The following is a 24886-nucleotide window of genomic DNA, read 5'->3' as shown; positions in this document are numbered from 1 at the left end:
CCGACCGTCGGCCGTTTGTCGAAACCTGTGGGAACGGGCTTGTCCGCGATAGCGGTCGGTCAGCCAACATCAATTTTGACTGTGCCGCCGTCATCGCTGGCAAGCCCGCTCCCACAGGGTTTGTGTTTTATGACTATTGAGCAGGCTCGCCCCCACAGGGGATTGGCGCTTATCATGGCGCCATATCCAATCCTGCCGTTACGAGACCGCGCATGACTTTCGATTTTGATCAGGTGTTCGACCGCCACAACACCGGTAGCACCAAATGGAGCCGCTACCCGGCCGACGTATTGCCGATGTGGGTTGCCGACATGGATTTCGCCGCGCCACCGATGATCATCCAGGCCCTGCAAAAGCGTCTTGAACACCCGATGGTCGGCTACAGCGTAGCCCCGGACAACCTGCGCGAGGCCATCGTTGCCGACCTGTGGAACAAGTACGCCTGGCGTGTCGAACCGCAAGAACTGATCTTCCTGCCGGGGGTCGAGTCGGGCTTCAACATGGCGCTCAAGGCGCTGGTGCAACCGCAACAGAATGTCGTGGTGCAGGTCCCGAACTACCCGCCGCTGCGCCATGCGCCGGGCCATTGGGGCCTGAACAAGGTCGAGCTGAATTTCGACACGCAAGCGGACGGCACCTACGCCACCCCGCTGCACACTCTGAGCCAGTCGCTGCGAGGCGGTGGCGCCCTGCTGCTGAGCAACCCGCACAACCCGCTGGGCAAGGCGTTCCCTCGGGAAGAACTGCAAGCCATCGCCGACATCTGCCAGGAGCACGATGCCTGGATCATCTCCGACGAGATCCATGCCGAACTGTGCTTCGACGGGCGCAAACACATTCCGATAGCGACCCTGAGCCCACGAGTCGCCCAGCGCACCATCACCCTGATGTCGGCCAGCAAGGCCTACAACATCGCCGGGTTGAAAACCTCGTTCATGATCATTCAGGACCGCCATCTGCGCGAGCGGGTCAACCACGCCCGTTGCGGCATGGTCGACAGCGTCAACCCGCTGGGCCTGGAAGCCACCCGGGTGGCCTACAGCGAGGCCGGCCCCTGGCTGGCCGAGTTGAGCGCTTATCTGCAAGGCAATCGCGACTACCTGGTCGACGCCGTGCGCAGCCGCCTGCCGGGCATCACCATGAACGTGCCGCAAAGCACCTACCTGGCTTGGCTCGACTGCACGGCGCTGGGGTTGGACAACCCGCAGCAGTTCTTCCTCGAACAGGCAAAAGTCGGGCTGAGCCCGGGCCTGGATTTCGGCGATGACTGCAAACAGTTCGTGCGCCTGAACTTCGGCTGCCCACGGTCGTTGCTGGAGGAAGGGATTGCGCGGATGGAGCGCAGCTTGCGTAGCCTCAACACCTGATTCGCCATCTGAAACGCTGAAACTACCTGTGGGAGCGGGCTTGCCCGCGATGACGCCGGCACAGTCAACGTTTGTGTCGACTGACACTCCGCTATCGCGGGCAAGCCCGCTCCCACAGGGTCCGATGCGTTTGTAATTGCCTTGCAAGCCATCTGGAATCCAACCGAACTCAAGCCAGAACAAAACGGTCAACCCTTTGACTCCCCACGCTGAGACCGGAGATCAATGATGACCGACTATCCAAAACCACCCTTCCCCAAACAACAGCAGCCCGTCCCCGGCTCCCAGCGCAAAATGGACTGTGGCGGGCAAAGCTACAAAGGCTCGGGACGCCTTGAAGGCAAGATCGCCCGGCCATGAGCTTTATCGCCTGGGTTGCGGTGTTGGGTGCCGTGTTACTGACGCTGGCACTCACCTCGTCGTACCTGCGCTGGCTGCCGGTGACCACTTCGGCCGTGTGCCTGGCCCTGGGGGTGGCGATCGGGCCGGCGGGCCTGGGCTGGCTCAGGCTGGATATCAAGGATGCGGCGGTCTGGATGGAGCACCTGACGGAAGTGGCGGTGCTGTTTTCGCTGTTCGTCTGCGGGCTCAAGCTGCGACTGCCGCTCAAGGACAGGAAGTGGCGGGTGGCGTTCGGCCTGGCGGGGCCGGTGATGCTGCTGAGCATTACCGGTGTCTGCCTGTTACTGCACTTTGCCTTCGGCCTGGCGTGGGGGCCGTCATTACTGATCGGCGCGATTCTGGCGCCCACCGATCCGGTACTCGCGTCCCTGGTGCAGGTCAACGATGCCAAGGATGACGACCCGGTACGTTTCGGGCTCTCCGGCGAAGCCGGTCTCAATGACGGCATCGCTTTTCCGTTTGTGATCCTCGGTTTGCTGTTCTTGCAACAAAGCGAGGGTTCGTCCGGTGCCTGGCTGGATGATTGGGCGCTCAAACGTCTGTTATGGGCTGTGCCCGCCGGTTTGCTGATCGGCTACTGCATGGGACGCGGCATCGGACGCCTGACCCTGTCGATGCGCATCCGCAATGCCGACAGCACCCTCTCCCCCAACGATTACCTGACGTTCGCCCTGATTGCGTTGGCCTATGTCGCGGCCGAGGCGGTTCATGGCTACGGCTTTCTCTCGGTGTTCGCCGCCGGTCTGGGCTTGCGTCGGGCCGAGGTCAAGTCAACGGGGCACGCCCAACCGCCGGCCGAACACTTGGTGCAAGCGGTGGTCGGTCATCAGAATGTCGAGCCCGATGCCGCCGTGCATGGCGATGTGGCGAATCTTGAGGAGGGCCAGGTCGCCGCCGGCATCATGATCGGTGACATGCTGTCTTTCGGCGGCCTGGTCGAACGGGCCATGGAAGTGTTTCTGGTGACCCTGCTCGGGGTGGTACTGATCGGGCACTGGGACTGGCGTGCACTGGCGATTTCTTTGGTGCTGTTCTGCGTAATTCGGCCCCTGAGCGTCGCGCTCGTGCCTTGGGGCAGTTTGCTGAACGGCCGGCAACGTCTTTTGATCGGCTGGTTCGGGATTCGCGGTATCGGTAGCTTTTATTATCTGTTCTACGCCTTGAACCACGATCTCCCGCCAGCGGTGGCCGGCCTGTGTACCGACCTGACGCTGTCGGTGGTGGCCTTGAGCATTTTGTTGCACGGCATCAGCACCCAGCCGTTGCTGGCGCGATATGAGCAACACAACCGACGACTCACTTCATCGCCGCAGCGATGATGTCCACCAGGTTTATCTGGGTAAAGGGCTTGGACAGGCGTGGGAGTCTGGCCGCGAAGCCATCCAGGCGTTCGGCATACCCCGTGGCGAGGATGATCGGCAGGTTCGGCATCATGATCTGGATGGCCTGCGCCAACTGCGCGCCATTCATTTGCGGCATGGCCATATCAGTGATGACCAGATCGAAGTGCTGCTCGCTTTCCAGTAACTGCAGCGCCTGGGCAGCCGATTCGGCGATGCTGACATTATGTCCCAGGTCTTCCAGCAACAGGCAGGTGCTGGTCAACACCAGGCTGTCGTCATCGACCACCAGTACATTCAGTCGCTGAACCTGCGGTGCGTCCGGCTCCGTGACCTGTGGCCCGGTCACCGAACCGGCCTTGGCGACCGGCAGCCAGAGTTCGGCGGTGGTGCCTTTGTCCTTCTCGCTTTTGAGCAGGAAGCGCCCGCCCATCTGTTCGATAAAGCCATGCACCATCGACAGACCCAGCCCCGTCCCCTTGCCGACACCTTTGGTGGTGAAAAACGGGTCCATTGCCGAAGACAGGGTAGCGTCATCCATGCCTTCCCCTGTGTCGGTGATGGAGAAGCACACGTAGCGCCCCGCTACCAGGGATGAATGGGGATGGTCCAGGACCACTTCCGTGCGCGTGCCAAGCACGATGGTTCCGCCATTGGGCATCGCATCGCGCGCATTGGTCGCCAGGTTTAGAACCGCCAGCTCAAGCTGATTGACGTCGGCCAGCACCGGCTCGGGTTCTGGCGTAAAGCGGGTTTCGATTTTCACCGTAGGCCCCAGAGAGCTGCGCAGGAGACCGGTGATGCCCTCCACCAGCTTCGGTATTTCGACGGCTTCGGCCTTGAGTTCCTGGCGCCGGGCAAACGCCAGCATGCGCTGGGTCAGGGAGACGCCACGCAAGGCGCCCTGGACGGCGTTGTCCAGCAGACGGGTCATTCTCGGATCGTCTGGCATGCGCTTACGGACGATTTCCAGATTGCCGAGAATCACGGTCAGCAAATTATTGAAGTCGTGGGCAATCCCGCCACTGAGCTGGCCGATGGCCTGCATTTTCTGCGCCTGGAACAGCGCCTCGCGGGTTTGCTCGAGGGCTTGCTGCGCTTGTGCCGCCTCGGTGATATCACGGGTGATCTTGGCGAACCCGAGCAATGTGCCCGTGTCCCCCCAGATCGGGTCCACCACTACATGGGCGAAAAACCGCGTGCCATCCTTGCGCAGGCGCCAGCCCTTGTTTTCGAACCGCCCTTCGCGCACCGCAACGTCCAGGGTGCGCAGCGGCTCGCCGGCTTCGCGATCCTCGGGGGTGTAAAACATGGAAAAGTGCTGGCCAATGACCTCTTCGGGCGTATAACCCTTGATGCGCTGGGCGCCAGGATTCCAGTTGGTCACGCGGCCATCCGGGGCGAGCATGTAGATGGCGTAATCGGTGACGCTTTGCACCAGCAAGCGAAATTGCTGTTCGCTTTGCTTGAGGGTTTCCTCGGCCATTTTGCGGTCGGTCAGGTCGCGGGTGATCTTGGCAAACCCCAGCAACCGGCCCGAGGGATCGCGGATCGGATCGATCACCACATGGGACCAGAAGTGGGTGCCGTCCTTGCGCACACGCCAGCCCTCGCCTTCGAAACGCCCTTCGCGAATCGCCGTGTCCAGCGCCCGTTGCGGCAAACCGGCCTGGCGATCCTCGTCGGTGTAGAACCGCGAGAAATGCTGACCGAGAATCTCGGCCTCCTCATACCCCTTGAACCGCCTGGCACCCGCATTCCAGCTGGTAATGATGCCGTCGGGATCAATCATGTAGATCGCGTAGTCGACCACTGCATCGATCAGCAGACGGAAGCGAGTCTCATCGCTTACGTCCACTTTGGCTCGATCCTCGCTCATTGAATTCTCGCGTCATGCTTGTTTTTCTGGAGTATGCGACAAACTGTCGATTTGAAAAGCCGAAACTTCGGCGCTCACCCGAGCAACCCCGATGCCTCAAGCAAGCGATTTGCCAATCGACCACCAGCGCGGCAGCAATTGCCTGACCTTGCTCTCGCCAAAACGATCATCGATCAGCATCACCACGCCCTGGTCCTGCTGCGTACGGATCACTCGCCCGGCAGCCTGCACCACTTTCTGCACGCCGGGATACAGGTAGGTGTAGTCGTAGCCGGTACCGAAAATCGCGGCCATGCGCCGTTTCAGCTGTTCGTTGACCGGATTGAATTGCGCCAGTCCCAGGGTGGCGATGAACGCGCCGATCAGCCGTGCACCGGGCAAGTCGATGCCTTCGCCGAATGCCCCGCCCAGCACCGCAAAACCGATGCCTTCGCTACCTTCGGTGAACTGATCGAGAAATTGCTGGCGTTGCGCTTCTGCCATGCCCCGGGACTGCGACCACTGCCTGATCCCCGGATGTCGTTCGGCCAGCAACTGCGACACTTGCTGCAAATAATCAAAGCTGCTGAAAAACGCCAGGTAGTTGCCCGGGCGCTGGCTGAACTGGTTGGCGATCAACTCGACAATCGGCGCCACGGACGCCTGGCGATGGACGAACCGGGTGGAAATCCGGCTGACGATGTGAACCTGCAACTGGTCGGCGTCAAATGGCGATTCGACGTCGATGCACACTGTGTTCGCCGGCGTGCCCAGCAGATCGGCGTAATAGTGGCGCGGGCTGAGCGTCGCCGAGAACAGCACGGTGCTGCGTGCAGCCGTCAGGCGCGGCCCGATGAAGCTGGCAGGCACCACGTTGCGCAGGCACAGCTGCGAGCGTTGTCGTTTGCGCTCAAGGTCGCGTTTGCTGATATCGAACAGGAAATGTTCGTCGAAGAGCTCAGCCACACGGCTGAACTGCAACAAGTCGAAGTAAAAACCCTGGAGGGTGCTGTCCAGCCCTTGCGGGTGATCGTTGAGGTAGTCGCCGATGCTGGCACTGCAGGATGACATCGCCTGGAGCAGTTTTTCCGGGGTCTTGTCATAAGCCTGATAGGCGCCCTGCTGCTGATTATGCAGGGCGTTCCATTCGCGATTGACCCGCTGGAGCGGCTTTTTCAACGGCTCGGGAGCGGTTTTTCGTACCGTGTCGAGGGTCGCCTGATCGAGGCTGGCGCTGTACATCTGCCGTGCGCGCTCCACCAGATTGTGGGCCTCGTCCACCAGTACCGCGACGTTCCACTGATTGGCCTGGGCCAACCCGAACAGCAACGCGCTGAAGTCGAAGTAATAGTTGTAATCGGCAATCACCACGTCGACCCAACGGGCCATTTCCTGACTCAGGTAATACGGACATACCCCATGCGCCAGGGCGATCGTGCGCAATGCACTTTGATCCAACAGGTTCAGTTCACTGGCGGCCTGGCGCGCGGCCGGCAAGCGGTCATAGAAACCCTGGGCCAACGGGCAGGATTCGCCATGGCACGCCTTGTCCGGGTACTCGCAGGCCTTGTCCCGGGCAATCATCTCCAGAACGCGCAAGGGCGGAGCATCGGCACTGTCAATGATGACCTGCGCCGCATCCAGAGCCAGTTTGCGCCCCGGGGTCTTCGCCGTGAGAAAGAACACCTTGTCCAGCTGCTGTGGCGCCAGGGCCTTGAACATCGGGAACAGCGTGCCGACGGTCTTGCCGATCCCCGTCGGCGCCTGGGCCATCAGGCAACGGCCGGTGCTGACGGCCTTGAACACCGATTCAGCGAGATGACGCTGCCCGGGTCGAAAATCGACATGGGGAAACGTCAGCGCCTGCGCCGCCCGGTTGCGCCCCTCGCGATGGGCCATTTCCCGCTCGGCCCAGTGCAGGAACCGAGCGCAATGGTCTTCGAAGAATTGCTGCAGCTGCGGGGCGCTGAAAGTCTCGACCAGACAGGTTTCCTTTTCGCTGACGATGTCGAAATACACCAGCGCCAGATTGATCTGCCCAAGCTCAAGTTTGCGGCACATCAGCCACCCGTAGATTTTCGCTTGAGCCCAGTGCAGTTGACGGTGATTGACCGGCTGTTTGCTCAAGTCGCCGCGGTAGGTCTTGACCTCTTCCAGGCAGTTTTGCGCGGGATCGTAGCCATCCGCCCGACCTTTGACCTTCAGATTCTGATAGAAGCCTTCGAGCGCGACCTCGCTCTGATAGCCCTCGCTGCGCCGGGACGCCACCGTGCGATGGCCGACGATGCCTTCCAGCGCGGTCGGAGACGGCGTGAAGCGCAGGTCGAGGTCGCCGACCTTGGCAGTGAACTCACACAGCGCCCGCACCGCGATGCTGTAGCTCAAGCGCCCTGCTCCGCCCATTGCACGTAGCACACGGCAATCGGCATGCAGTGTTCATGGCAGAACTCCAGCCAGCGCAGTTGGTTGTCCTGCAGACGATCCCCCGGGCCTTTGACTTCGATCATGCGGTAGGTTTTTTGCTCAGGCCAGAACTGGATCAGGTCCGGCATGCCGGCGCGGTTGGCCTTGATGTCGAGCAACAGCCGGTTGAACCAGTGCTTGAGGTGCTCGGCCGGCAAGCAGTCCAGGGCTAGCTCCAGCAATTCGTCGCTCAGTACGTTCCAAAAGACGAAGGGCGATTGCACGCCCCATTTTTCGCTATAGCGCCTGCGAATGGTCGACAGATAACGACCGTCGTCCAGTTCCGCCAGGCAGGCTTTGAACAGTTCGGCCCGTCGCTCATGGAAGTCCTCGTTGAGCAAATCCACCGGACCGCGCTGGAACGGGTGGAAAAAGGCTCCCGGCAGCGGCGCGAAAATGGCTGGCCAGCACAACAGGCCGAACAGTGAGTTGATCAGGCTGTTTTCGACGTAATGCACCGGCGCCGACGCTTGCGCCAGGTGCGCCTGAACGTAAAACTCCACCGACATCTCCGGGTCGGTCCGGGGCAATTGCAGCTCCAGGCGCAACATTTCCCGCGCAGACGGACGCTTCACGGGTGGCCCGCCCAGCTTGCGCCGCAGCCGGGGCACCATGCGCAGCAATTGCTGTTGTTCGGCGGCGCTTTGTGGCGATTGTTCGGCCTGGGTGGCGAGGTCCAGGGCCAGTTCATATTTTCCGCAGCGCTCCAGCACGCGGATCAGCCGCTGACGTGAGCCCGGATAGGCGCATTGGCGGTACAACGCCAGCGCCATGGAAAAGTCCGCCATGCGTTCGCAGTGTTGGGCGATCTGGAACAGCAGCTTGTCACGACGTCTTTGCAGCCAGGGATTGGTCAGCGTCAGCCCGTTGATCTGCTCGACCACATCGACCACTGCCTCTCCAGCCTCGAAGTGCTGCTGGCATTGATGAAGGAACATGCAGGCATCCACGTCCTCACGGCTGCGAAGACCCCGGGAATCCGCACAGAACTCGACTTTTTCGTAGGTAAAGATGCCCAGGTCGGCCAACACGAATTCCGACCAGTCCTGATAAAGATTGCCGAAAAACATCAAGCGCAAGCGATCGCACAGGCCCATGATGGTCAAACTGAACAGGCGGTCGTTCAGCGACGGGCACCATTGAGCGAAGCTGCGCGACTCGGGAAATTGCTCGATCAGTGCCGGCAACCAATCGACCTTTTTGCCCTTGGGCTGCTCAATGGCGCTGCCCAGCCAATCAACGATTTCTGCCTTGAGCAGCAGGTCGAACAGCTCCTCGACCGACAACGGCAGCTGTTCATCGACCCAACCCAGTACCACAAGCGGTTCGGCTGCGCTGGCGATGTCACCGATTTCAACGTAATGCAGTTTGCTGCACCTGAAATGAATGCCCTTGCGCATCACCATCCTGACCAGCAACGCCCGGGATTCACGGGGCAAGCCATTGAACGCGTCGATGAACCGTTGCTCCTCGACGCTCAACACATCGGCATAGCGATGCTCAAGCCAATCAAGCACTTGCATGAAGTTGTTCAAGTAATAGAACGGATCGTCGAGGGGGTTTGCGGTCACGGGAAAATGGGCCATGGCGAGCGAGTACTGGTTATGCGTACAGATACCAGCAACGCCCCGCCCGGTGCAATCGGAAAAGGATGGGCGGAGGCGTTGTCAGGAAATTTTTTCCGCAGCGTCGAACTTTCTCCCGATCCGTTGCACCAACCGCGATAGAGGTGCTGTCGAACGCGACAGTCGCTGCGTTCTTTTTGAAGTGTTAGAGGTGGATATGAACATCAAGACTCTGGGTTTTCCCTTGGCAGCAGCGGCTTTTATGATGCTGACCGGGTGCTCCACGCCAACGGTGGTCACCCTGCAGAATGGCACCCAGTATTTGACCAAGGACATGCCGAAAACCAAGACCAAGGACGGCTTCTTCGAGTTCGAGGATATTTCCGGGGCGAAGGTCAAGGTCAAGGCTGATGAAGTGACCACGATTCGCCAGGAAGACTAGAGTCCGCGTTATCGCTCTTCGCGACCAGGCTCGCTCCCACAGGATATGCGCCAACCTTGTCCAGCTCTGGCCAACCGGCGCTATCGCTCCCGCGAACCCTCTCCGATGTGGCAGGTTTCGCACACTGCCTTAAACTGCGATACAGCCCTGTGAACTAAAGACGGGCCTCACGAAATGATCCGGTTGAAACCGATATGAAAATGGTCACGCCCTTTTTGGCCGCTCTCATCGCCGCCAGCGCGTGTGCGACAACGAGCCTTTGTGCGAATGCCGGGACTTATACGGTCATCACAACCAGCTTCGACTGCGCCAGGGCCAGCGCACCTGCCGAGAAGCTCATCTGTCGCGACCCGCAACTCAAGCAGATGGAGATCGAGCTGACGCGCCTTTATCGCCTGGCGCTCACGGACGATCATTCGGTCCCGCGTCCGGACAAGGTCGAGATCGAACAGCGGTTCTGGGTCGACGCCCGCAACCAGTGTGGCGCCGGGGCAGACGCCAAGGCATGCCTGATCCAAAGCTATGCCGAGCGGGCGCACCAGCTTCGCCAGGGTTCGGCCATCGTGCGAACCAAAGACCCAAGCAGACTCACCGATGGCCCGGTCGCCTTTCGTTGCGCCGGGCTCAACGCGTTGGTTGCCGCCACATTCTTTAATGTGCAGCCGCGTGTCGTGTACCTGAAATGGGCAAACGCCTCTGCCACCCTTCTCCAGGTGCCGAATGATTACGCTACCCAATACAACGGCAAGGATTACCGGGGTAACTACAGTTTCTGGCAAACCGGCAACGAGGCTTTGTTACAGATACCGGGCTCGAAGCAAATGAGTTGTACGCTCGAGCCCGTCGGATGATCGCGCAACAGGGCGTCCTGTCCCGATGGCCAGGACGAGCCTGTCAGCTGCCGGTGCGGACTTTGTTCCACACCCGGGTACGGATCCGGTCGATGTTCAATGGCATCGCTTCCAGCGCGAACAATTTCCCCATCATTTCCGGGCTCGGGTAGACCTTGGTGTCATTCTTGATGGCCGGGTCGATCAGGCTGTCTGCCTGTTCGTTGCCATTGGCGTAGTGCACATAGTTACTGATGCCGGCCATCACATCCGGGCGCAGCAGGTAGTTCATGAAGGCGTAACCGGCCTTTTCGTCCGGGGCGTCGGCGGGCATGGCGACCATGTCGAACCAGATCGCGGCGCCTTCCTTGGGAATCGAATAACCAATGTCGATACCATTTTTGGCTTCTTTGGCGCGATTCTCCGCTTGCAGGATGTCGCCAGAGAATCCGACCGCCACGCAGATATCGCCGTTGGCCAGGTCGCTGGTGTACTTGGATGAGTGGAAATAGCTGACATACGGCCGGACTTTCATCAGCAGCGCTTCGGCTTTTTTGTAGTCTTCCGGATTTTTACTGTGGTGCGACAGGCCCAGGTAGTTCAGCGCGGCGGGCAGCAGCTCCGGGCCGTTATCGAGGATGGCCACACCGCACTTCTGCAGTTTTTGCATGTTTTCCGGCTTGAAGATCAGATCCCAGGAATCCACAGGCGCGTTATCCCCCAGCACCGCTTTGACCTTGGCGATGTTGTAGCCGATGCCGGTACTGCCCCACAGGTACGGGAAGCCATGCTCGTTACCCGGATCGTTGGTCTGCAAGGCATTGAGCAGCACCGGATTAAGGTTCTTCCAGTTAGGCAATTGACTCTTGTCGAGTGTCTTCAGTGCCCCGCCTTCGATCTGTCGCGCCATGAAGTGGTTGGACGGGAACACCACGTCGTAACCGGATTTGCCGGTCATCAATTTGCCGTCGAGGGTTTCGTTGCTGTCGTACACGTCGTAGGTGAAGGCGATGCCGGTTTCTTTCTGGAAGTTCTTCGTGGTGTCCGGCGCGATGTAGTCGGACCAGTTGTAGATCTTGACGGTTTCCGCTGCCTGACTGATTGCAGCGGCGAGCATCAGTGGTGCCAGGGTCAGTGTCTTTCGGAACATGGGTCGATTCCTGTGTAGGTCTTTTTTTATTGGAAGGGTTGGCAGGTAATCAAAGATTCAAAAAATCAAAACGTAGCTCTTGCGCACGGTCTCCTGGATATCCCAGATACCGAGGGTGTTGGCCGGCAACATCAGTGCGTCACCGGCTTCTATGTGCAGGGTTTCGCCGTCGTCCGGGGTGAAGGTGCAGCGGCCCTGGATGAAGTGACAGAACTCCTGGGCGACGATCTGCCGCCGCCAGCGACCGGGCGTGCATTCCCAGACGCCGGTTTCGACGCCGTCGTCGCGTTCCACGCTGGAGGTCGACGCCACCGCCACGGGCGTGCCCAATGGCACGGCGACCGGGTTCGACTCTTCCAGCTTCAGGGTTGCGGTGTTCTTGAATTGCGTGATGCTCATGGGAGTACCTGTCGATGAAGCCTATGGATGAAGCGCGCGCCGTTTACTGCATGAAACCTTCCATGAACCCCGCGACCCCGCTGGCGAGTCTGCGCCGCCAGGGTGCGGTGGCCGGGTTGGCCAAGGTCTGGTCTTCGTGAACGAAACTGCGGATGATCGCGTTGTAACCGAGCCAGCGGCACGGCTCGGGCTCCCAGGCCTTCAGCGCGGTAAGCCCGCCCCGGGGAATGACCCACGGCTGGCGAACCAGCTCGGTGTCGCGCTCCAGAATCAGGTCTGCCAGGGTTCGCCCACCCAGGTTGCTCGCACCGACGCCCTCGCCGCCGTAACCGCCGGACAAGGCTATGCCGCTGGCGCGATCACACAGCATGTGCGGCTTGAAACGCCGGGACATGCCCAGATTGCCGCCCCAGCCATGGGTGATCCGCACGTTCTTGAGTTGCGGAAACAGTTCGCCGAACAGATAGCGCCGCAGTTCGATCTCGCTGCGGGTCAAGTCGAAGTCATGGCGCAGCCGGCCGGCAAACTGGTATCCGCCCCGAGCGCCAAAGATCAGCCGATTGTCGGCCGTGCGCTGACCGTAGGTGACCTGACGGCTGCTTTCACCGAAGGCCTGACCGTAACTGAGACCGATCACGTCCCACGTAGCGGCAGACAGCGGTTCGGTGGCGACGATCAGGCTTTGTACCGGCAACTGATAGCGCCCCAACGGCGGCAGCGTAACGGCATAGCCTTCCACCGCCGGCACCACCCAGCGGCTGCGTACTGAGGCTTGCGCCGTGCGCAGGCTGCCAGACTGCCACTGCGTGACCGGGCTGTTTTCGTAGATCCTGACCCCCATGCGCTCGACCGTGCGTGCCAGGCCGCGCGCCAGTTTCGCCGGGTGCAGGGTCGCGACGTGGGGCGCATGGATGCCGCCGTAGGGTTTGGCGATCCGGACCTGCTGTGCAAGCTGTTCCGGGCTGAGCCAGCGGTAATCGTTTTCGTTGAGGCCCTGGCGATAGAGCTTGTCCAGGTACTGGCGCAGACTGGCTTCCTGCTCCGGGTAGCGGGCGGCACAATACAGCGCCCCGCCCTGGCGCATATCACAGTCGATGCCTTCACGTTTCAGGACAATCCGTACTTCTTCGGGGATGTTGTGCAGCAAGTCGTAGGACGCCCGGCGCCGTTCCGGTGAGAGGCCCGCCAGCAGCCGGCCTTCACCCAGCAGATTGCCCATCAGCCAGCCGCCATTACGGCCCGAGGCGCCAAAACCGGCGGTTTGCGCCTCGATGATGGCAATGCTCAGGTCCGGTGCCTGACGCTTGAGGTAGTACGCGGTCCACAGCCCGGTGTACCCGGCACCGATGATCGCCACGTCGATGTCCAGGTCCTGCTCCAGCGCCGGACGTGCCAGCAGCGGCTCGTCGAGTTGGTCCATCCACAAACTGATACTGCGCCATGCCGGCATGCAAGACTCCGCCACTCAAACTTCGATGGCGTTGATCCTAGTGCGCGGGTTCAGTGGCTGTCTTGCGCGCGTGCACGCAAAGAAATTTGCTTGGCGTAGGCCTTGGGCGATTGACCGGTGTGCTGGCGAAAACAGCTGTAGAACGCCGACAGTGAATTGAAGCCGGCGGCGAATGCCAATTCGTCGATGCGTAACGGCGACGCCGCGCTTTCCAGCGCCGCCAGCAGGTGCTGCAGGCGGGCCTGGTTGACGTAGCGATAGAAGCTCTGGCCGAGCACCTGGTTGAGCAGATAGGAAATCTGGTTGCGACTGTACCCGCACTCCTTCGCCACCCGTTGCAGATCGAGCTCAGGATCGAGATAAGGTTGCTGGCGCTGGAAGTACTGTTGCAGGTCGTCAGCCATGAAACTCAATTGGCGTGGCGACAAGCCGAGGCGACTGACCGCCGGGCGTTGCTTACCGTCGGTTTTGCTGGTGGTTTGCTCGTGAACCAGCGAGGCGTACTCGTTGACGCGCCAGATCAGTCCATCGCGCACGGTGATGGCCTCGCTGGCGCGAAACGATACCAGGCCTTCGCCGCCGCGCAGGGTGATGCGGTACTGAATGAATGCCGTGTTGCCATCCAGGCGAATGCGGTCCGAATGCTCCAGCGCTTCATCCGGATCGCGGGGCATGCTGCTGCGTACGTACTCGCGCAGCTCGTCCAGGCCCATGACGCGGTTCTGGAAAAAGTCGCTGTACTGAATCTCGGGGTGATACAACGCCATGACCCCGTCCAAATCCCGGTGTTTCCAGCGCAAGTGATAGCGCATGACCGTCTCGCCCGTGGCCTGGGTTTGCAGCGGACCATCATCCTCGACGTGCATAAAGGTCTCGACGAAAAAAACCGAGCTTGCCCAAGTTTCCCGCCCGCTTCAATGGCTGTCCGGCAGGGGGAACCGCGCTCGAACAGTGACCTGAATCAAAAAAAATGCAGCAATCGCCAAACGGACTGAAAAAAACACATTTTTTTCACATGCGGATGCTACTTTTAAAGTCTGTCACTGGTTGAGCCAATGAAGGCTCTTCCCTCCTAACATGAGCTAAAGGAAGCGCTCGATGAAGAAGGCGGGCAACACATGAATAAAGGGTTCAGCAAGGTCACTTTTCCAAATGCCTGCCAGCTGATGCGCTGGCATTTTCATCCCATGGGTTTCGAGGCGAGCATGGATGCCCCGGGCAGCATGATTGCCCGTCTGTTTGATCGGGCCAGTGGCGAGACCATGATCGCCATTGCCGGCATTCCTTGTGCGACGGTCATGAATGCCGCCGATGTCGAGCGAATAATCGAAGCGGTAGAAGATGAACTTGAAGCGTTCATTCCACCGATGGCGCTCAGAAGTTATGCCTGAGGTCTCTTGATAGTTGAAAGCCCACTTTATGTGGGCTTTTTCATGCCTGACACAAAACCCTGTAGGCGCGAGCTTGCTCGCGATGGACGTCAACGATAACGCGCACTGTCTGGAATAACGCGTTGTCTGGACATTTTTCGCGAGCTAGCTCGCTCCTACAAGTGACTTACGCCGAGGTTTTGGCCTGCCGATGATCAGCAAAGAACGCCTTGCCCTTGCCGATTCGGTCGGACGCCTTGGGCATGTTGGCAGCCTGGGTATCCTGCCCATCGACATACCAGTAGCAATGACTCACCGCCCGGGTGATGCCGACGTAAGCCAGGCGCAGAATTTCGTCCTTTTGCGCGTTATCGTACGGTTCACTGTCACCGGCCTTGCCCAGACCCGCCATGCGGTACACCTGGTTCTTGTAAGGCGAACTGGTCAGGTGCTGACAATCACCGAGCAGGAACACCGCATCAGCCTGCAAGCCCTTGGCACTGTGGTAAGTCAGTTGCTTCAAGCGCCGCGCCTCGTAGGGCAAGCTAGAATCCACATTAACTACAGACTGAATATTCTCTTCTATCAATAACTTATCGCTACTTTTTCGATAAAGCATCAAGATTGAATCGCCCTTTCGGTAGTGCTCAATCAAACGCTTGGCCATGCCCTGGTCGTCACGATCCAGCACGTTGACCGGCAGCAAATCCCTGGGTTCGCCACTGGCCTTGGCCTTTTTGCCGGCAATCGCCGGCGCAGCCCGCACGATGTGCTCGGCGGCGTCGATGATGTGCTGGTGGCTGCGGTAGTTGTCGCTGAGCATGACTTTGGTGGTGCTCGGCGAAGAGAATTCCTTGCTGAACTCCATGAAAAAGCTCGGCGAACTGCCGCGCCACCCGTAAATCGATTGCCAGTCGTCGCCGACGCAAAGCAATGACGAACGCTGGGCTCCGCGTCCCACGTGCATGGCCGGCCCGCGACTGCGGATCTCGGCCAGGCTGGCGCGGATCCAGGAGACGATTTGCGGGGAGACGTCCTGGAATTCGTCGATCATCAGGTGCGATAACGGTCGCAGCAGCTCATCGCTGAGCAGCTTGAGGTTTTCCGGGGAGTGCTCGCTGAACAGGGCAAACATCCGGTTGTAGGTCATGATCGGCGGCTTCTGGTCCAGTAAATGGTCTTCCAGAGCGCGCCAGTACAGGCTCAGGGCCTCGAAGAAAAACCGGTCCGGGTCGTCCTTGGCGAAGCTCATCTGGCTGACGGCGTTCGGTACATCCAGGCCGAGGTTCTCGATAAACCCGGCGGCGGCGACAAAACAATCCAACAGCGGCGCAGACGCAAGTTCGCCCTTGACCTTGTAATCGAAGCCCGGCCCGGCACTGGCATCGCCGGCCAGTGACGCCAAGACACGCTTTGATGACTCGTAACTATCCAGCCATATCAATGGCTTACGACAGAAAGCTTGAAACAGGGTGCGCTTCACTGCCCACTCTGCGCGTACCGTCAGCTTGGCGTTCGGGCGGGTGACCTGCGGGTTTTCCCGTGGATCGAACCCCAGCACCACCCACGCGTCCAGGGACGGAATGTAGCCGTGACTATGGAATGTCGAGCCGTTGATATCGAAGGTCTGGCGGTTCGGCTCAATGCCCTTGATCGGCCAAGCCTTGGCGCGAAACCACAAATCTTCGATCGTGTCGCACAGTTCTTCATCGCGCTTGGCCGCCAGTTCGGTTACGGCCATGCGTTTCTGCACATCCGGGTGATCGCGCTCCAGTTCCTTGAGCTGCAAGGCGTGGCGCGACAATGGCTGGATCAATTCGCGGAAGCGTTCATCGCGGGTGTACAGGGCGTGGTAACAGGCATTGAGCTGCTGGCGCTGGGCGTCGTTGATGCGCAGCTCGAACGGGTTGCTGTCCACCTGTTCATCATCGCCTTGCGCACGAAGGCTGAGGTTTTCGAAAGCTTGCAGACGCTCGAAACCCGGCAGGCTGCGCACCATCGGCAGAATCCGCGAGTGAAAGGTACGCACCAGATCCCGCGCTTCCTTGAAGCTGAGCGCCCGCCCCCAGAGCGCGAAGATCTCGATCAGCTTATTGATGAAATCCTTGCGTGACTCGCGGGTGAAGGTCACCACGGTCATGGAGCTGAGCTCGAATCCCAGATAATGCGTCAACAGCACAATGCGCAGGACCAGCGTCGTCGATTTACCGGCCCCGGCACCGGCGATCACCGAGGTTGAAGGCGTATCGCTGAAAATCATCTTCCACTGGGCGGCGCTGGGTTGCGCATGGGCCGGCAACAGTCGGGCGACATCGGCCTTCATGCGTTTTTTCAACTCGGCGGTCAGCGGCAGGCGCCAGTCGTCGAACAGGTGATCATCGATGTTCGGCGGCCGATGCTCGGTAGAGCGCGAATCGCGAATCAGCAGCACCTGTCGGCCTTCTTCCAACCCTTCGAGCTTGCCTTCCTTGTAGCCGTACTCCACCCCGGCAATGTGCCCGCTGCGGAAACCATCCGCCTGGCCATGCAACCAGGACGCGCGGTGTTGTGCACGCAGGCGCGTCAGGCCGTGGCCGAAAAAACGGGCAGCCAGGCGCTTGAGCAGCGGCATCTCGGCCAGTGGACGAAGTTCAGGCGGAAGATCGGGGGTGTGTTGCGACACGCGGACGGACTCCAGGGTGTGAGGCTGTTGAAGGCTATGGTGTCTGCATTTGCCTTTGAGTTCTAGTGAAATGCTTATGACTCATTGGCTTATACGTTGAAGTGAAAGCTGGATGAGAGTGTTTCGAGATGACTTCACATCAAACAATCCGATAGTTATGAGGCATTTTTTACGCTTTTTATCGATTGTTGGCTGAAGGATGATGCCCGTCATCAACCACCGGTCTCGCTTCATGGCCCAGGCGCCTTGCCCCATGACGAACCTTTCCAGGAGACGATCATGCTTGAACTCAGACCTTTCAACTCGCTCGGTGGCGCACACCACGGCTGGTTGGATGCCCATCACCACTTTTCGTTCGCCGAGTACTACGACCCCCAGCGTATGAACTGGGGCAACCTGCGGGTGTGGAACGACGACGTGATCGCCCCTGGTACCGGTTTCCCGCAACACCCGCATCGGGACATGGAAATCATTACCTATGTGCGTGAAGGCGCCATCAGCCATCAGGACAACCTTGGAAACAAGGGCCGCACCGAAGCGGGTGACGTTCAGGTCATGAGTGCCGGCACCGGCATCGCCCACAGCGAATACAACCTGGAAGCGACGCCGACCAAGATTTTCCAGATCTGGATCATTCCCAACGAATCCGGCCTGGCACCGTCCTGGGGCGCCAAACCCTTCCCCAAAGGCCAGCGCGAAGGTTTTGTGACCCTGGCCAGCGGCAAGTCGGGCGACGATCAAAGCCTGCGCATTCGTGCCGACGCGCGACTGGTGGCGGCGAACCTGAAGGCTGGGGAAACCGCCGAATATCATCTGGACGCTGGCCGTCGTGCGTACCTGGTACCCGCGACCGGTATCATTGAAGTCAATGGCTTGCGTGCACAAGCTCGAGACGGTGTTGCGGTGGCCCAGGAGCAGGTGCTGCGGGTAACGGCGATCGAGGACAGTGAAATCGTGTTGGTGGATCTGGCTTGATCCGGTAAAAGCCGGGCAAAAAAAGGGGCGACCGTGAATGGTCGCCCCTTTTTGTTTGAAATTTTTTCCGCCTGGACTGCCGTCATCGCGGGCAAGCCCGCTCCCACAGGATTGCGCAAAACCTGTGGGAGCGAGGCTTGCCCGCGAAGAGGCCGTCACTTATTTCGCGGAAATCGCGCCATCCACAAGGGTTTGGGCTTCCGCCACCAACTGCTTCAGATGCGCATCACTGACAAAGCTTTCCGCATAGATCTTGTAGATATCCTCGGTACCCGATGGACGCGCCGCGAACCAGCCGTTCTCGGTCATGACCTTCAGGCCGCCAATCGCCTGGTCGTTACCCGGCGCGTGACTGAGGATGCTCTGGATCGCCTCACCCGCCAGTTCGGTCGAGGTGACCTGTGCCGGCGACAGCTTGCTCAGCAGGGCTTTCTGCTCTGGATTGGCCTTGGCGTCGACGCGCACCGAGAACGGTTCGCCCAGCTCATCGGTCAAGGCACGATAGGCCTGGCTTGGGTCACGACCGGTGCGGGCGGTCATTTCGGCTGCCAGCAACGCCGGGATCAGGCCGTCCTTGTCGGTACTCCAGACACCACCGTCCTTGCGCAGGAACGATGCACCGGCGCTTTCCTCGCCACCAAAGCCCAGGGAGCCGTCGAACAGGCCATCGGCAAACCACTTGAAGCCGACAGGCACTTCGTACAGGCGACGACCCAGGCGCTTGGCCACGCGATCGATCAGGCCGCTGCTGACCACGGTTTTGCCCACGGCCGCATCGGCGCGCCAGTGCGGACGGTTCTGGAACAGGTAATCGATAGAGACCGCGAGGTAGTTGTTCGGCGCCAGCAAGCCGCCGGATGGGGTGACAATACCGTGACGGTCGTGATCCGGATCGCAGGCAAACGCCACGTCGAAGCGCTCTTTGAGGCCGATCAGACCTTGCATGGCGTGAGTGGACGACGGGTCCATGCGAATCTGGCCATCCCAGTCGACGGTCATGAAGCGGAAGGTCGAATCAACCTGCTTGTTCACCACGTCCAGATCCAGGCGGTAATGCTCGGCAATCGCCGACCAGTAGCGCACCCCTGCTCCACCCAGTGGATCGACACCCAGACGCAGCTTGGCATCGCGGATCGCATCGAAATCGATCACGTTGATCAGGTCGGCGACGTAGGTGTTCACGTAGTCGTGACGATGGGTGGTGCTGGTCTTCAGCGCCTGCTCGTAGCTGATGCGCTTGACGCCCGCGAGCTTGTTGGCCAGCAGTTCGTTGGCCTTGGCTTCGATCCACTTGGTGATGTGGGTATCGGCCGGGCCACCGTTGGTAGGGTTGTACTTATAGCCACCACTTTGCGGCGGGTTGTGGGACGGCGTAATGACGATGCCGTCGGCCAGGCCCGAAGTGCGCCCGCGGTTATAGCAAAGAATCGCGTGGGAAATGGCCGGCGTTGGCGTGTATTCATCGCCTTCGGCGATCATCACCGTCACGCCGTTGGCGGCCAGCACCTCCAGGGCGCTGGCGCCCGCCGGCGTGGACAGCGCATGAGTGTCGATGCCGACGAACAGCGGACCATCAATGCCCTGGGCTTCGCGATACAGGCAGATCGCCTGACTGATCGCCAGCACATGCCATTCGTTGAAACTCAGGTCGAAGGAGCTGCCTCGGTGCCCGGACGTGCCGAACGCCACGCGCTGGGTCGAGATGGCGGCATCAGGCTGGCCGGTGTAATACGCCGTTACCAGTCGCGGGATGTCGACCAACAATTCTGCCGGTGCCGGTTTACCCGCAAAATGACTGAGTGTCATGCAAAACCTCTGGAATAGAGTGGTTCAGGAATTGGAACGCAGTTTACTGGCAGTTTGACCGCGGCGCGACGTTATCGATCCCGGCTCTGTCCACGCGCAATGTTATAAATCCCGAACAACCCTGCTCAGTCGATCGACTCCCGACGCAACGCATCCCCCAACAAACCCAGTGCGGTAGCCAGGTCGTGATCGCTGCCCACGCCGTGGCTCAAGCGCAGGTGCTGTGTGTGCAGGCCCTGGAGGCTGAACAGCTCTCCCGGCGCGATCACCACCTGATGCTTGAGCAGGCGCTGGAACACCTGGCGTACATCGACCCGTCGTATCGAACGCACCCAGACTGTGGCGCCACCTTCGGGCTCGACGAATTGCAGGGCATCACCCAGTCGCTCGCATAGCAGCTGGATCATCTGCACCTTGCTGTCCTTGAGCCGGCGCCGCAGCATTTGCAAGTGCTGATCGATGCGCCCGTTGCTGTACAGGCGGGCAATGGCTTTCTGGCGAATCGGAGACAGGCGGAAGGCGCGCAGCAGAAACTGCCTTTGCAATGCGGCGCCCAAATGGCGTGAGAGCAGATAGCCGTAGGGGGCCTCCGGGCCGATGATTTTCTCAAACGTGGAAAACACCATCAGCCGTTCCGGGGCCAGCAGATCGCGAAACCGCAGTCCGTCGGGCTCGAAATCAAGCTCACCGTAGCAATCGTTTTCCAGTACCCAACAGTCATGACGCTCCAGCAATTGCGCGACGGCTTGTCGGTTGTCGTCCGGTGCACGGCTGCCACGGGGCATGTTCAACCCGGATGAAACCATCACCAGGCGCACCGACTTGTATTCCAGCAACTCCTTGAGACGCTCATGGTGCAGGCTTCCATTGGCCAGCAAGGGCCACTCGATCACCCGCACACCCGCCGTCTGAAACAGGCGCAGTATCCCCCAATCGCAAGGCGACTCCACCACCACAGCGGCGTCCTTGAGGCACAGCACGGCGATCAGAATTTCCAGCACACCGCGAAGATCCGCCCCGATGTAAACGTCATCGGCATGCCAGCAGCGTATGGGTGAGGTGGTGTAGCGTGCGGCCAGCGCCATGCGTAACTCCAGTTCGCCGCAGGGCTGCGAATTCGGTTGCGGCTGACGCGGATACTGACGCAACAGCTCTCTTTCCAGTAGCAACAACGGACTGTCGATTGGCTGCAACAATGCCGGCTCATCACTGCTCAGCACCAGCATCCCAGGGCGACGAGCGTTGATATAGACGCTTTCGAGCAAATCGTTGCCGCTGTAGAGCGTGCCGATGGACGGTGTCGGCAGCGCGTAATAGCCGGACTTTGCCACCGAATACACCCGCCCTTCTTTCTCCAGCAGCGAGTACGCGTACTGGATGGTCGAGATCGACACATTCAGGCGCTCGGCCAATTGCCGTAAGGAAGGCAGGCGCACATGCTCATCGCTGGCGGTTTCGCCGATCAGGCTGATCAGATAGCGGTACACCGCCTGGTAGGCGAAGTCGGTTTCACGGGGGCCTTTCATGGCAAAGGACCATGGGCGAGACGGGCCGTGTCACGCGGGGCTGTCAATCCTTGCACTTTCAACGACCTGCCAACCCTTCATCCGTCATCGAGGGACTGACCTTGCCCTCGCCGGCTTCGACTTCAATGTCCGGATCATCGGTCGCCGATTCAACGGTCCCGCTTTCATTTACGGGCACGGGTCCCATGCGATAGAGCTTGCCGATAAGACTGACCGGCAAGCCGCTGACGTCAACCATCCATTGCATCACCTGATCCGCAACCGGTTGCCCCTGCATGGCACGGTGCAATTCCGGCATAGCCACCAGCATGCCAGGGTGACATTGGCGCAGAAAACGCTCGAGTGTCGCGGCATTGTCACCAAAAGGCGCAAACAACAGACACACCATTTGCGCCTCGCTTAGCCCTAGACTGCGTTGCACCTCAGCCGCTGCCCGTGTGCGCAGATCCGCCAGCGTCGCTGGATTGCCGAATACCCCCTCCGCCAATTCGCACAAGCGCTCCGGCAGTTGTTTGCGGCGCATCATCACCAGGGTTCGTTGCAGGTATTCGGCGACGCCTGCCTCGTAGCTGCCACCGTGCACGAAGCAGGTCTGCAGCCCTCGCAGGTGTGTCGAAACCGCAAGACTGACGTATTCGTTGTCACTGAGCATTGCCGCCAGTTCGTCTGACTGGAATCCGAGAAACTCGGTGAGCAATGGCCAACGCTCTTCCAGATTACTCACCAGCATGTCGTGGATATCGATAAACGTTGCGCGGCGGCAAGTTTCGAACTGTTCGGCCGGACGCCAGGTTTCCTGGCCATCCTCGGTGTAAAATCGCCGGTAGTCTGCGCTGCCCAGTTCATCGAGCAGCGCGAACAAACCTGCGTAACCCGGCTCATGATGCTCCGAGACCTCAAGTCCAGCCTTGACGGCTGCGCGCTTCAAACCCTCCATGTACTGCTTCTGCCGACGAGGTGTATCGCTGCTCACCAAGGCATCGACGCCATGGTTCCAGCGGGAGATTTGCCCGTAGAACTCACCGGTGGCCAGATAACCGTCGTCCCACACATCAAGCGGTCCGTCCCACACCCGGCGATGTCCCAGCATCAGCAGATTGGTCCGAGTGATTTCGCGCCCGGCCGGGGAAACCGGCACCGTATGGTCAAACGGCAAAACTTCCCGGTTATCAGCCATCAGCACTTCAACCCGTGGATCGTCATAAACGAATAACGCGTTGCAGGTGCGGTGGATGTTTTCAAGGGCCGTCGGGTTACTGCCGTTCAAGCGCAAGGTCGCGACCCGTAATTGAAACGTCGCCGGCGCCCGGCTGGCGATTGTCAGTTGTGCGGCACGCAGCAACGCCAGGGTGTAGCAACAGTCACGGGAGCCGGACTGGATTGCCAGCACCTTGAAGTCGCCTATCTGCTCCATGCCCCCGGCGGCTACGCTCAGGCGTTGAATCAACAACTGCAGTGCCGTACGTTCGGCGCGGGATAAGAAACCCAGCAATCGTTGCAGTACCTGCTGATAGACATAGTTCATCGCTTGGTCATGGATATTGGTCATCTTTATGTACCTGATGCTCTTAAGTTCGATATTGCGTTGCGCGCAAACAACTGCACGCACAGCGCAGTGAATGGCCTGAAATAATGTGATGAGTGGATATATTGCCGAATGCTAACACTGAAATTTTCAGCTCGGCATTTCAGGTTTTGAAAGGGTGCGGACACCCTTGAACACAGGCCAGGAGCTCAAAAGCCCGGCCTGAAGGGCTTGTTGCGTCCACACACGGCGTCCTAGGAAATGCCCTACAGAGTCCCACAGATGTTTAATACAGAAAATAAAGAAAGAAGTTGCCGGCAATAGTTCTGCAACTACAAAAGAGTGCGCTTTATTCTGAACAGACAGCCGTACAGCGCATTGAAAAGTATCGGTTCGATACCCGCCCATGACTCATTCCTTGAGATGAAAGTAATCATTCAATTATCAGGGCTTAGTTGCTGAATAGAAGCTACAGATCGAGCGCAAAAACCAGTTCAGTTGCTCAATGGCCCCTTTGACGGGGCAATGGCCAAACCGACAGGTCAATGAGAAGTCGCGTGCAGGAAAGTGCAAAAAAAAGAGTCCGTGGGGTGCGGACTCTTTTTTTGGGGGATCAGGCCGTTTCGACCTGCAGGGCGACCCGTTCGCGGCAAGGGCATTCGCCCATGTAGCGATGCGCTTCGACAAACTCGGCAAACGGGAAGACCCGAGTCTTGAGCGGCAGCAGAACGCGGTCGGCTGTCAGCTGGTTGATGTCACGCAAGGCACGTTGCAGCGCGACCTGATCCTGGATGATGCCCAGTTCCGGCTTGCCGGTGAAGTTGCCGATGCAGTGCACAAAGAACTGAATGTTCTTCTGGAACGCCGCGCAGGCCGGGAATGGCGTCTGGTTGCCGCCTTGCAGGCCGTACAGGACCAGACTGCCGCGCGGTGCCAGCACATCGCCGAGCAGCGACATCTGCGGTCCGCCCAGACCATCGAACACCACGTCCACGCCGCGATTGTCGGTGATCTTGTTGATCCGCATCAGCAGATCTTCTTCTTCGGTAACGATGACCTTCTCCGCACCCAGCGACAGCAGGTATTCACGCTCCTCCGCCGTCTTGGTCGCGGCAATGACCCGTACACCCAAGGCTTTACCCAGCTGTACGAACGATGGACCGGCGCAGTGGCTGGCGTCGGTGACCAGGGCAAATTGCCCGGGTTTGACCCGTGCCAGATCGACGTAGGCGAAATAGGCGATCAACAGCGGCGTGTAATGCACGCTGGCTTCGATCGGGCTGAGCACGTCCGGGTAGCGAGTCAGCGACGAGCGTGGCAGAACGATCTGCTCGCCGTAGACCGGATAATCGTTCGGACTCTCGGCCGGGAAGCTGGCGACCTTGTCACCGACTGCCAGATCGTCGACACCCTCACCGACGGCGGTGACGATACCGGCCATTTCCTGGCCCAGACCAGAAGGCAGGCGAGCGTGGGAGGAAGCCAGGTTCTGGCGCCAGAGAATGTCGTACCAGCTGATGCCAATGGCTTCGACGCGCACCTGCACTTCACCCGGTGCAGGCATAGCTGCCGCATGCTCTTCGCATTTGAGCACCTCGGCTGGACCAAACTTGTGAAAACGGATCGTGCGGGACATCGCAAACCTCGCCAAATAAACCTCTAATGCCATGAACTCTAGCTGGGCTTTCAACCCAACACTATCAGTGGCTATTAATAGTCGACATGCCTGTCATTGATTCCGCAGCAGCGGCAACAT

At 59.7% G+C, this 24886-nt stretch carries 18 protein-coding genes and 1 pseudogene; 7 read left to right on the top strand and 12 right to left on the bottom strand.

Annotation, left to right across the window (positions count from 1 at the left end):
* The first annotated feature begins 212 nt into the window (after nt 1–212).
* From FFS64_RS15890 to FFS64_RS15875, 3 genes and pseudogenes are all read left to right on the top strand, one after another.
* Nucleotides 213–1367, top strand: a complete 1155-nt coding sequence (locus tag FFS64_RS15890; protein ID WP_137806167.1) for a MalY/PatB family protein — start codon at nt 213–215, stop codon at nt 1365–1367.
* A gap of 228 nt (nt 1368–1595) precedes the next feature.
* Nucleotides 1596–1718 (top strand): annotated as a pseudogene (locus FFS64_RS15880) (NAD(P)-dependent oxidoreductase); the annotation flags it as partial.
* A 5-nt stretch (nt 1719–1723) separates the two neighbouring features.
* Nucleotides 1724–3088 carry a sodium:proton antiporter gene (locus tag FFS64_RS15875; RefSeq protein WP_137806166.1) on the top strand — a complete coding sequence of 455 codons (1365 nt, stop codon included), beginning with the start codon at nt 1724–1726 and terminating at the stop codon, nt 3086–3088.
* On the opposite strand, the gene FFS64_RS15870 is transcribed toward FFS64_RS15875, so the two are convergent.
* The 3 genes from FFS64_RS15870 to FFS64_RS15860 all read right to left on the bottom strand — a co-directional run bounded on the left by FFS64_RS15870 (nt 3066) and on the right by FFS64_RS15860 (nt 9016).
* Nucleotides 3066–4988: a PAS domain-containing sensor histidine kinase gene (locus FFS64_RS15870; RefSeq protein WP_137806165.1), complete on the bottom strand. Its 1923-nt coding sequence runs from the start codon at nt 4986–4988 to the stop codon at nt 3066–3068. The two genes, FFS64_RS15875 and FFS64_RS15870, sit on opposite strands and share 23 nt — an antisense overlap.
* 96 nt (nt 4989–5084) lie before the next feature.
* Nucleotides 5085–7352, bottom strand: coding sequence for an ATP-dependent DNA helicase (locus FFS64_RS15865; RefSeq protein ID WP_137806164.1), 2268 nt, complete (start codon nt 7350–7352; stop codon nt 5085–5087).
* On the bottom strand, nt 7349–9016 hold the full coding sequence (locus FFS64_RS15860) for a VRR-NUC domain-containing protein (RefSeq protein WP_137806163.1): 1668 nt from the start codon (nt 9014–9016) through the stop codon (nt 7349–7351). Before FFS64_RS15860 ends, FFS64_RS15865 begins: the two co-directional genes overlap by 4 nt.
* Nucleotides 9017–9212: 196 nt before the next feature.
* On the opposite strand from FFS64_RS15860, the gene FFS64_RS15855 reads away from it, so the two are divergent.
* On the top strand, nt 9213–9437 hold the full coding sequence (locus FFS64_RS15855; RefSeq protein WP_095194243.1) for a YgdI/YgdR family lipoprotein: 225 nt from the start codon (nt 9213–9215) through the stop codon (nt 9435–9437).
* A gap of 194 nt (nt 9438–9631) precedes the next feature.
* Complete coding sequence (locus tag FFS64_RS15850; RefSeq protein WP_137806162.1) at nt 9632–10288, top strand: MliC family protein; 657 nt, start codon at nt 9632–9634, stop codon at nt 10286–10288.
* 43 nt (nt 10289–10331) lie between these two features.
* Here FFS64_RS15850 and FFS64_RS15845 read toward each other — a convergent pair whose 3' ends face one another.
* The 4 genes from FFS64_RS15845 to FFS64_RS15830 are packed head-to-tail and all read right to left on the bottom strand — an operon-like array spanning nt 10332 to nt 14132.
* Nucleotides 10332–11417 (bottom strand): polyamine ABC transporter substrate-binding protein, encoded by a 1086-nt coding sequence (locus FFS64_RS15845; protein WP_137806161.1) that lies wholly within the window; start codon nt 11415–11417, stop codon nt 10332–10334.
* 57 nt (nt 11418–11474) lie between these two features.
* Entirely contained in the window at nt 11475–11816 is a 342-nt protein-coding gene (locus tag FFS64_RS15840; RefSeq protein WP_137806160.1) for a cupin domain-containing protein, read from the bottom strand.
* Nucleotides 11817–11859: 43 nt separating this feature from the next.
* Nucleotides 11860–13266 (bottom strand): FAD-binding oxidoreductase, encoded by a 1407-nt coding sequence (locus FFS64_RS15835; RefSeq protein WP_137806159.1) that lies wholly within the window; start codon nt 13264–13266, stop codon nt 11860–11862.
* Nucleotides 13267–13316: 50 nt separating this feature from the next.
* Nucleotides 13317–14132 carry an AraC family transcriptional regulator gene (locus FFS64_RS15830; RefSeq protein WP_137806158.1) on the bottom strand — a complete coding sequence of 272 codons (816 nt, stop codon included), beginning with the start codon at nt 14130–14132 and terminating at the stop codon, nt 13317–13319.
* 252 nt (nt 14133–14384) lie between these two features.
* Here FFS64_RS15830 and FFS64_RS15825 point away from each other — a divergent pair, with 252 nt between their 5' ends.
* Nucleotides 14385–14657, top strand: coding sequence for a DUF1652 domain-containing protein (locus FFS64_RS15825; RefSeq protein ID WP_095194230.1), 273 nt, complete (start codon nt 14385–14387; stop codon nt 14655–14657).
* A gap of 166 nt (nt 14658–14823) precedes the next feature.
* On the opposite strand, the gene FFS64_RS15820 is transcribed toward FFS64_RS15825, so the two are convergent.
* Nucleotides 14824–17298 (bottom strand): UvrD-helicase domain-containing protein, encoded by a 2475-nt coding sequence (locus FFS64_RS15820; protein WP_137806157.1) that lies wholly within the window; start codon nt 17296–17298, stop codon nt 14824–14826.
* A 279-nt stretch (nt 17299–17577) separates the two neighbouring features.
* Between FFS64_RS15820 and FFS64_RS15815 the strand changes: the two genes are divergently transcribed.
* Nucleotides 17578–18273, top strand: a complete 696-nt coding sequence (locus tag FFS64_RS15815; protein ID WP_095194228.1) for a pirin family protein — start codon at nt 17578–17580, stop codon at nt 18271–18273.
* A gap of 159 nt (nt 18274–18432) precedes the next feature.
* Here FFS64_RS15815 and pgm read toward each other — a convergent pair whose 3' ends face one another.
* From pgm to FFS64_RS15795, 4 genes are all read right to left on the bottom strand, one after another.
* Complete coding sequence (gene pgm / locus FFS64_RS15810; protein WP_137806156.1) at nt 18433–20079, bottom strand: phosphoglucomutase (alpha-D-glucose-1,6-bisphosphate-dependent); 1647 nt, start codon at nt 20077–20079, stop codon at nt 18433–18435.
* A gap of 125 nt (nt 20080–20204) precedes the next feature.
* Nucleotides 20205–21605, bottom strand: coding sequence for a PLP-dependent aminotransferase family protein (locus FFS64_RS15805; protein ID WP_137806155.1), 1401 nt, complete (start codon nt 21603–21605; stop codon nt 20205–20207).
* A 58-nt stretch (nt 21606–21663) separates the two neighbouring features.
* Nucleotides 21664–23154 (bottom strand): hypothetical protein, encoded by a 1491-nt coding sequence (locus tag FFS64_RS15800; RefSeq protein WP_256660465.1) that lies wholly within the window; start codon nt 23152–23154, stop codon nt 21664–21666.
* Between the two features lie 589 nt (nt 23155–23743).
* On the bottom strand, nt 23744–24766 hold the full coding sequence (locus FFS64_RS15795; protein WP_137806154.1) for a zinc-dependent alcohol dehydrogenase family protein: 1023 nt from the start codon (nt 24764–24766) through the stop codon (nt 23744–23746).
* Nucleotides 24767–24886 lie beyond the last annotated feature (120 nt).

It is taken from the genome of Pseudomonas sp. G(2018), assembly GCF_005502415.1.
Taxonomy (GTDB): Bacteria; Pseudomonadota; Gammaproteobacteria; order Pseudomonadales; family Pseudomonadaceae; genus Aquipseudomonas.
Note: the sequence above shows the minus strand (reverse complement) of the source record. Positions and strands in the feature narration are given on the sequence as shown.

Excerpts from the sequence above, each read along its gene's own strand:
- FFS64_RS15835 (WP_137806159.1), bottom strand. The coding sequence starts at position 13,266 with ATGCCGGCATGGCGCAGTATCAGTTTGTGGATGGACCAACTCGACGAG.
- FFS64_RS15830 (WP_137806158.1), bottom strand. The coding sequence starts at position 14,132 with ATGCACGTCGAGGATGATGGTCCGCTGCAAACCCAGGCCACGGGCGAG.
- FFS64_RS15800 (WP_256660465.1), bottom strand. The coding sequence starts at position 23,154 with ATGACCAATATCCATGACCAAGCGATGAACTATGTCTATCAGCAGGTA.
- FFS64_RS15840 (WP_137806160.1), bottom strand. The coding sequence starts at position 11,816 with ATGAGCATCACGCAATTCAAGAACACCGCAACCCTGAAGCTGGAAGAG.
- FFS64_RS15845 (WP_137806161.1), bottom strand. The coding sequence starts at position 11,417 with ATGTTCCGAAAGACACTGACCCTGGCACCACTGATGCTCGCCGCTGCA.
- FFS64_RS15890 (WP_137806167.1), top strand. The coding sequence starts at position 213 with ATGACTTTCGATTTTGATCAGGTGTTCGACCGCCACAACACCGGTAGC.
- FFS64_RS15825 (WP_095194230.1), top strand. The coding sequence starts at position 14,385 with ATGAATAAAGGGTTCAGCAAGGTCACTTTTCCAAATGCCTGCCAGCTG.
- pgm (WP_137806156.1), bottom strand. The coding sequence starts at position 20,079 with ATGACACTCAGTCATTTTGCGGGTAAACCGGCACCGGCAGAATTGTTG.
- FFS64_RS15875 (WP_137806166.1), top strand. The coding sequence starts at position 1,724 with ATGAGCTTTATCGCCTGGGTTGCGGTGTTGGGTGCCGTGTTACTGACG.
- FFS64_RS15805 (WP_137806155.1), bottom strand. The coding sequence starts at position 21,605 with ATGAAAGGCCCCCGTGAAACCGACTTCGCCTACCAGGCGGTGTACCGC.
- FFS64_RS15870 (WP_137806165.1), bottom strand. The coding sequence starts at position 4,988 with ATGAGCGAGGATCGAGCCAAAGTGGACGTAAGCGATGAGACTCGCTTC.
- FFS64_RS15815 (WP_095194228.1), top strand. The coding sequence starts at position 17,578 with ATGCTTGAACTCAGACCTTTCAACTCGCTCGGTGGCGCACACCACGGC.
- FFS64_RS15795 (WP_137806154.1), bottom strand. The coding sequence starts at position 24,766 with ATGTCCCGCACGATCCGTTTTCACAAGTTTGGTCCAGCCGAGGTGCTC.
- FFS64_RS15850 (WP_137806162.1), top strand. The coding sequence starts at position 9,632 with ATGAAAATGGTCACGCCCTTTTTGGCCGCTCTCATCGCCGCCAGCGCG.
- FFS64_RS15855 (WP_095194243.1), top strand. The coding sequence starts at position 9,213 with ATGAACATCAAGACTCTGGGTTTTCCCTTGGCAGCAGCGGCTTTTATG.
- FFS64_RS15860 (WP_137806163.1), bottom strand. The coding sequence starts at position 9,016 with ATGGCCCATTTTCCCGTGACCGCAAACCCCCTCGACGATCCGTTCTAT.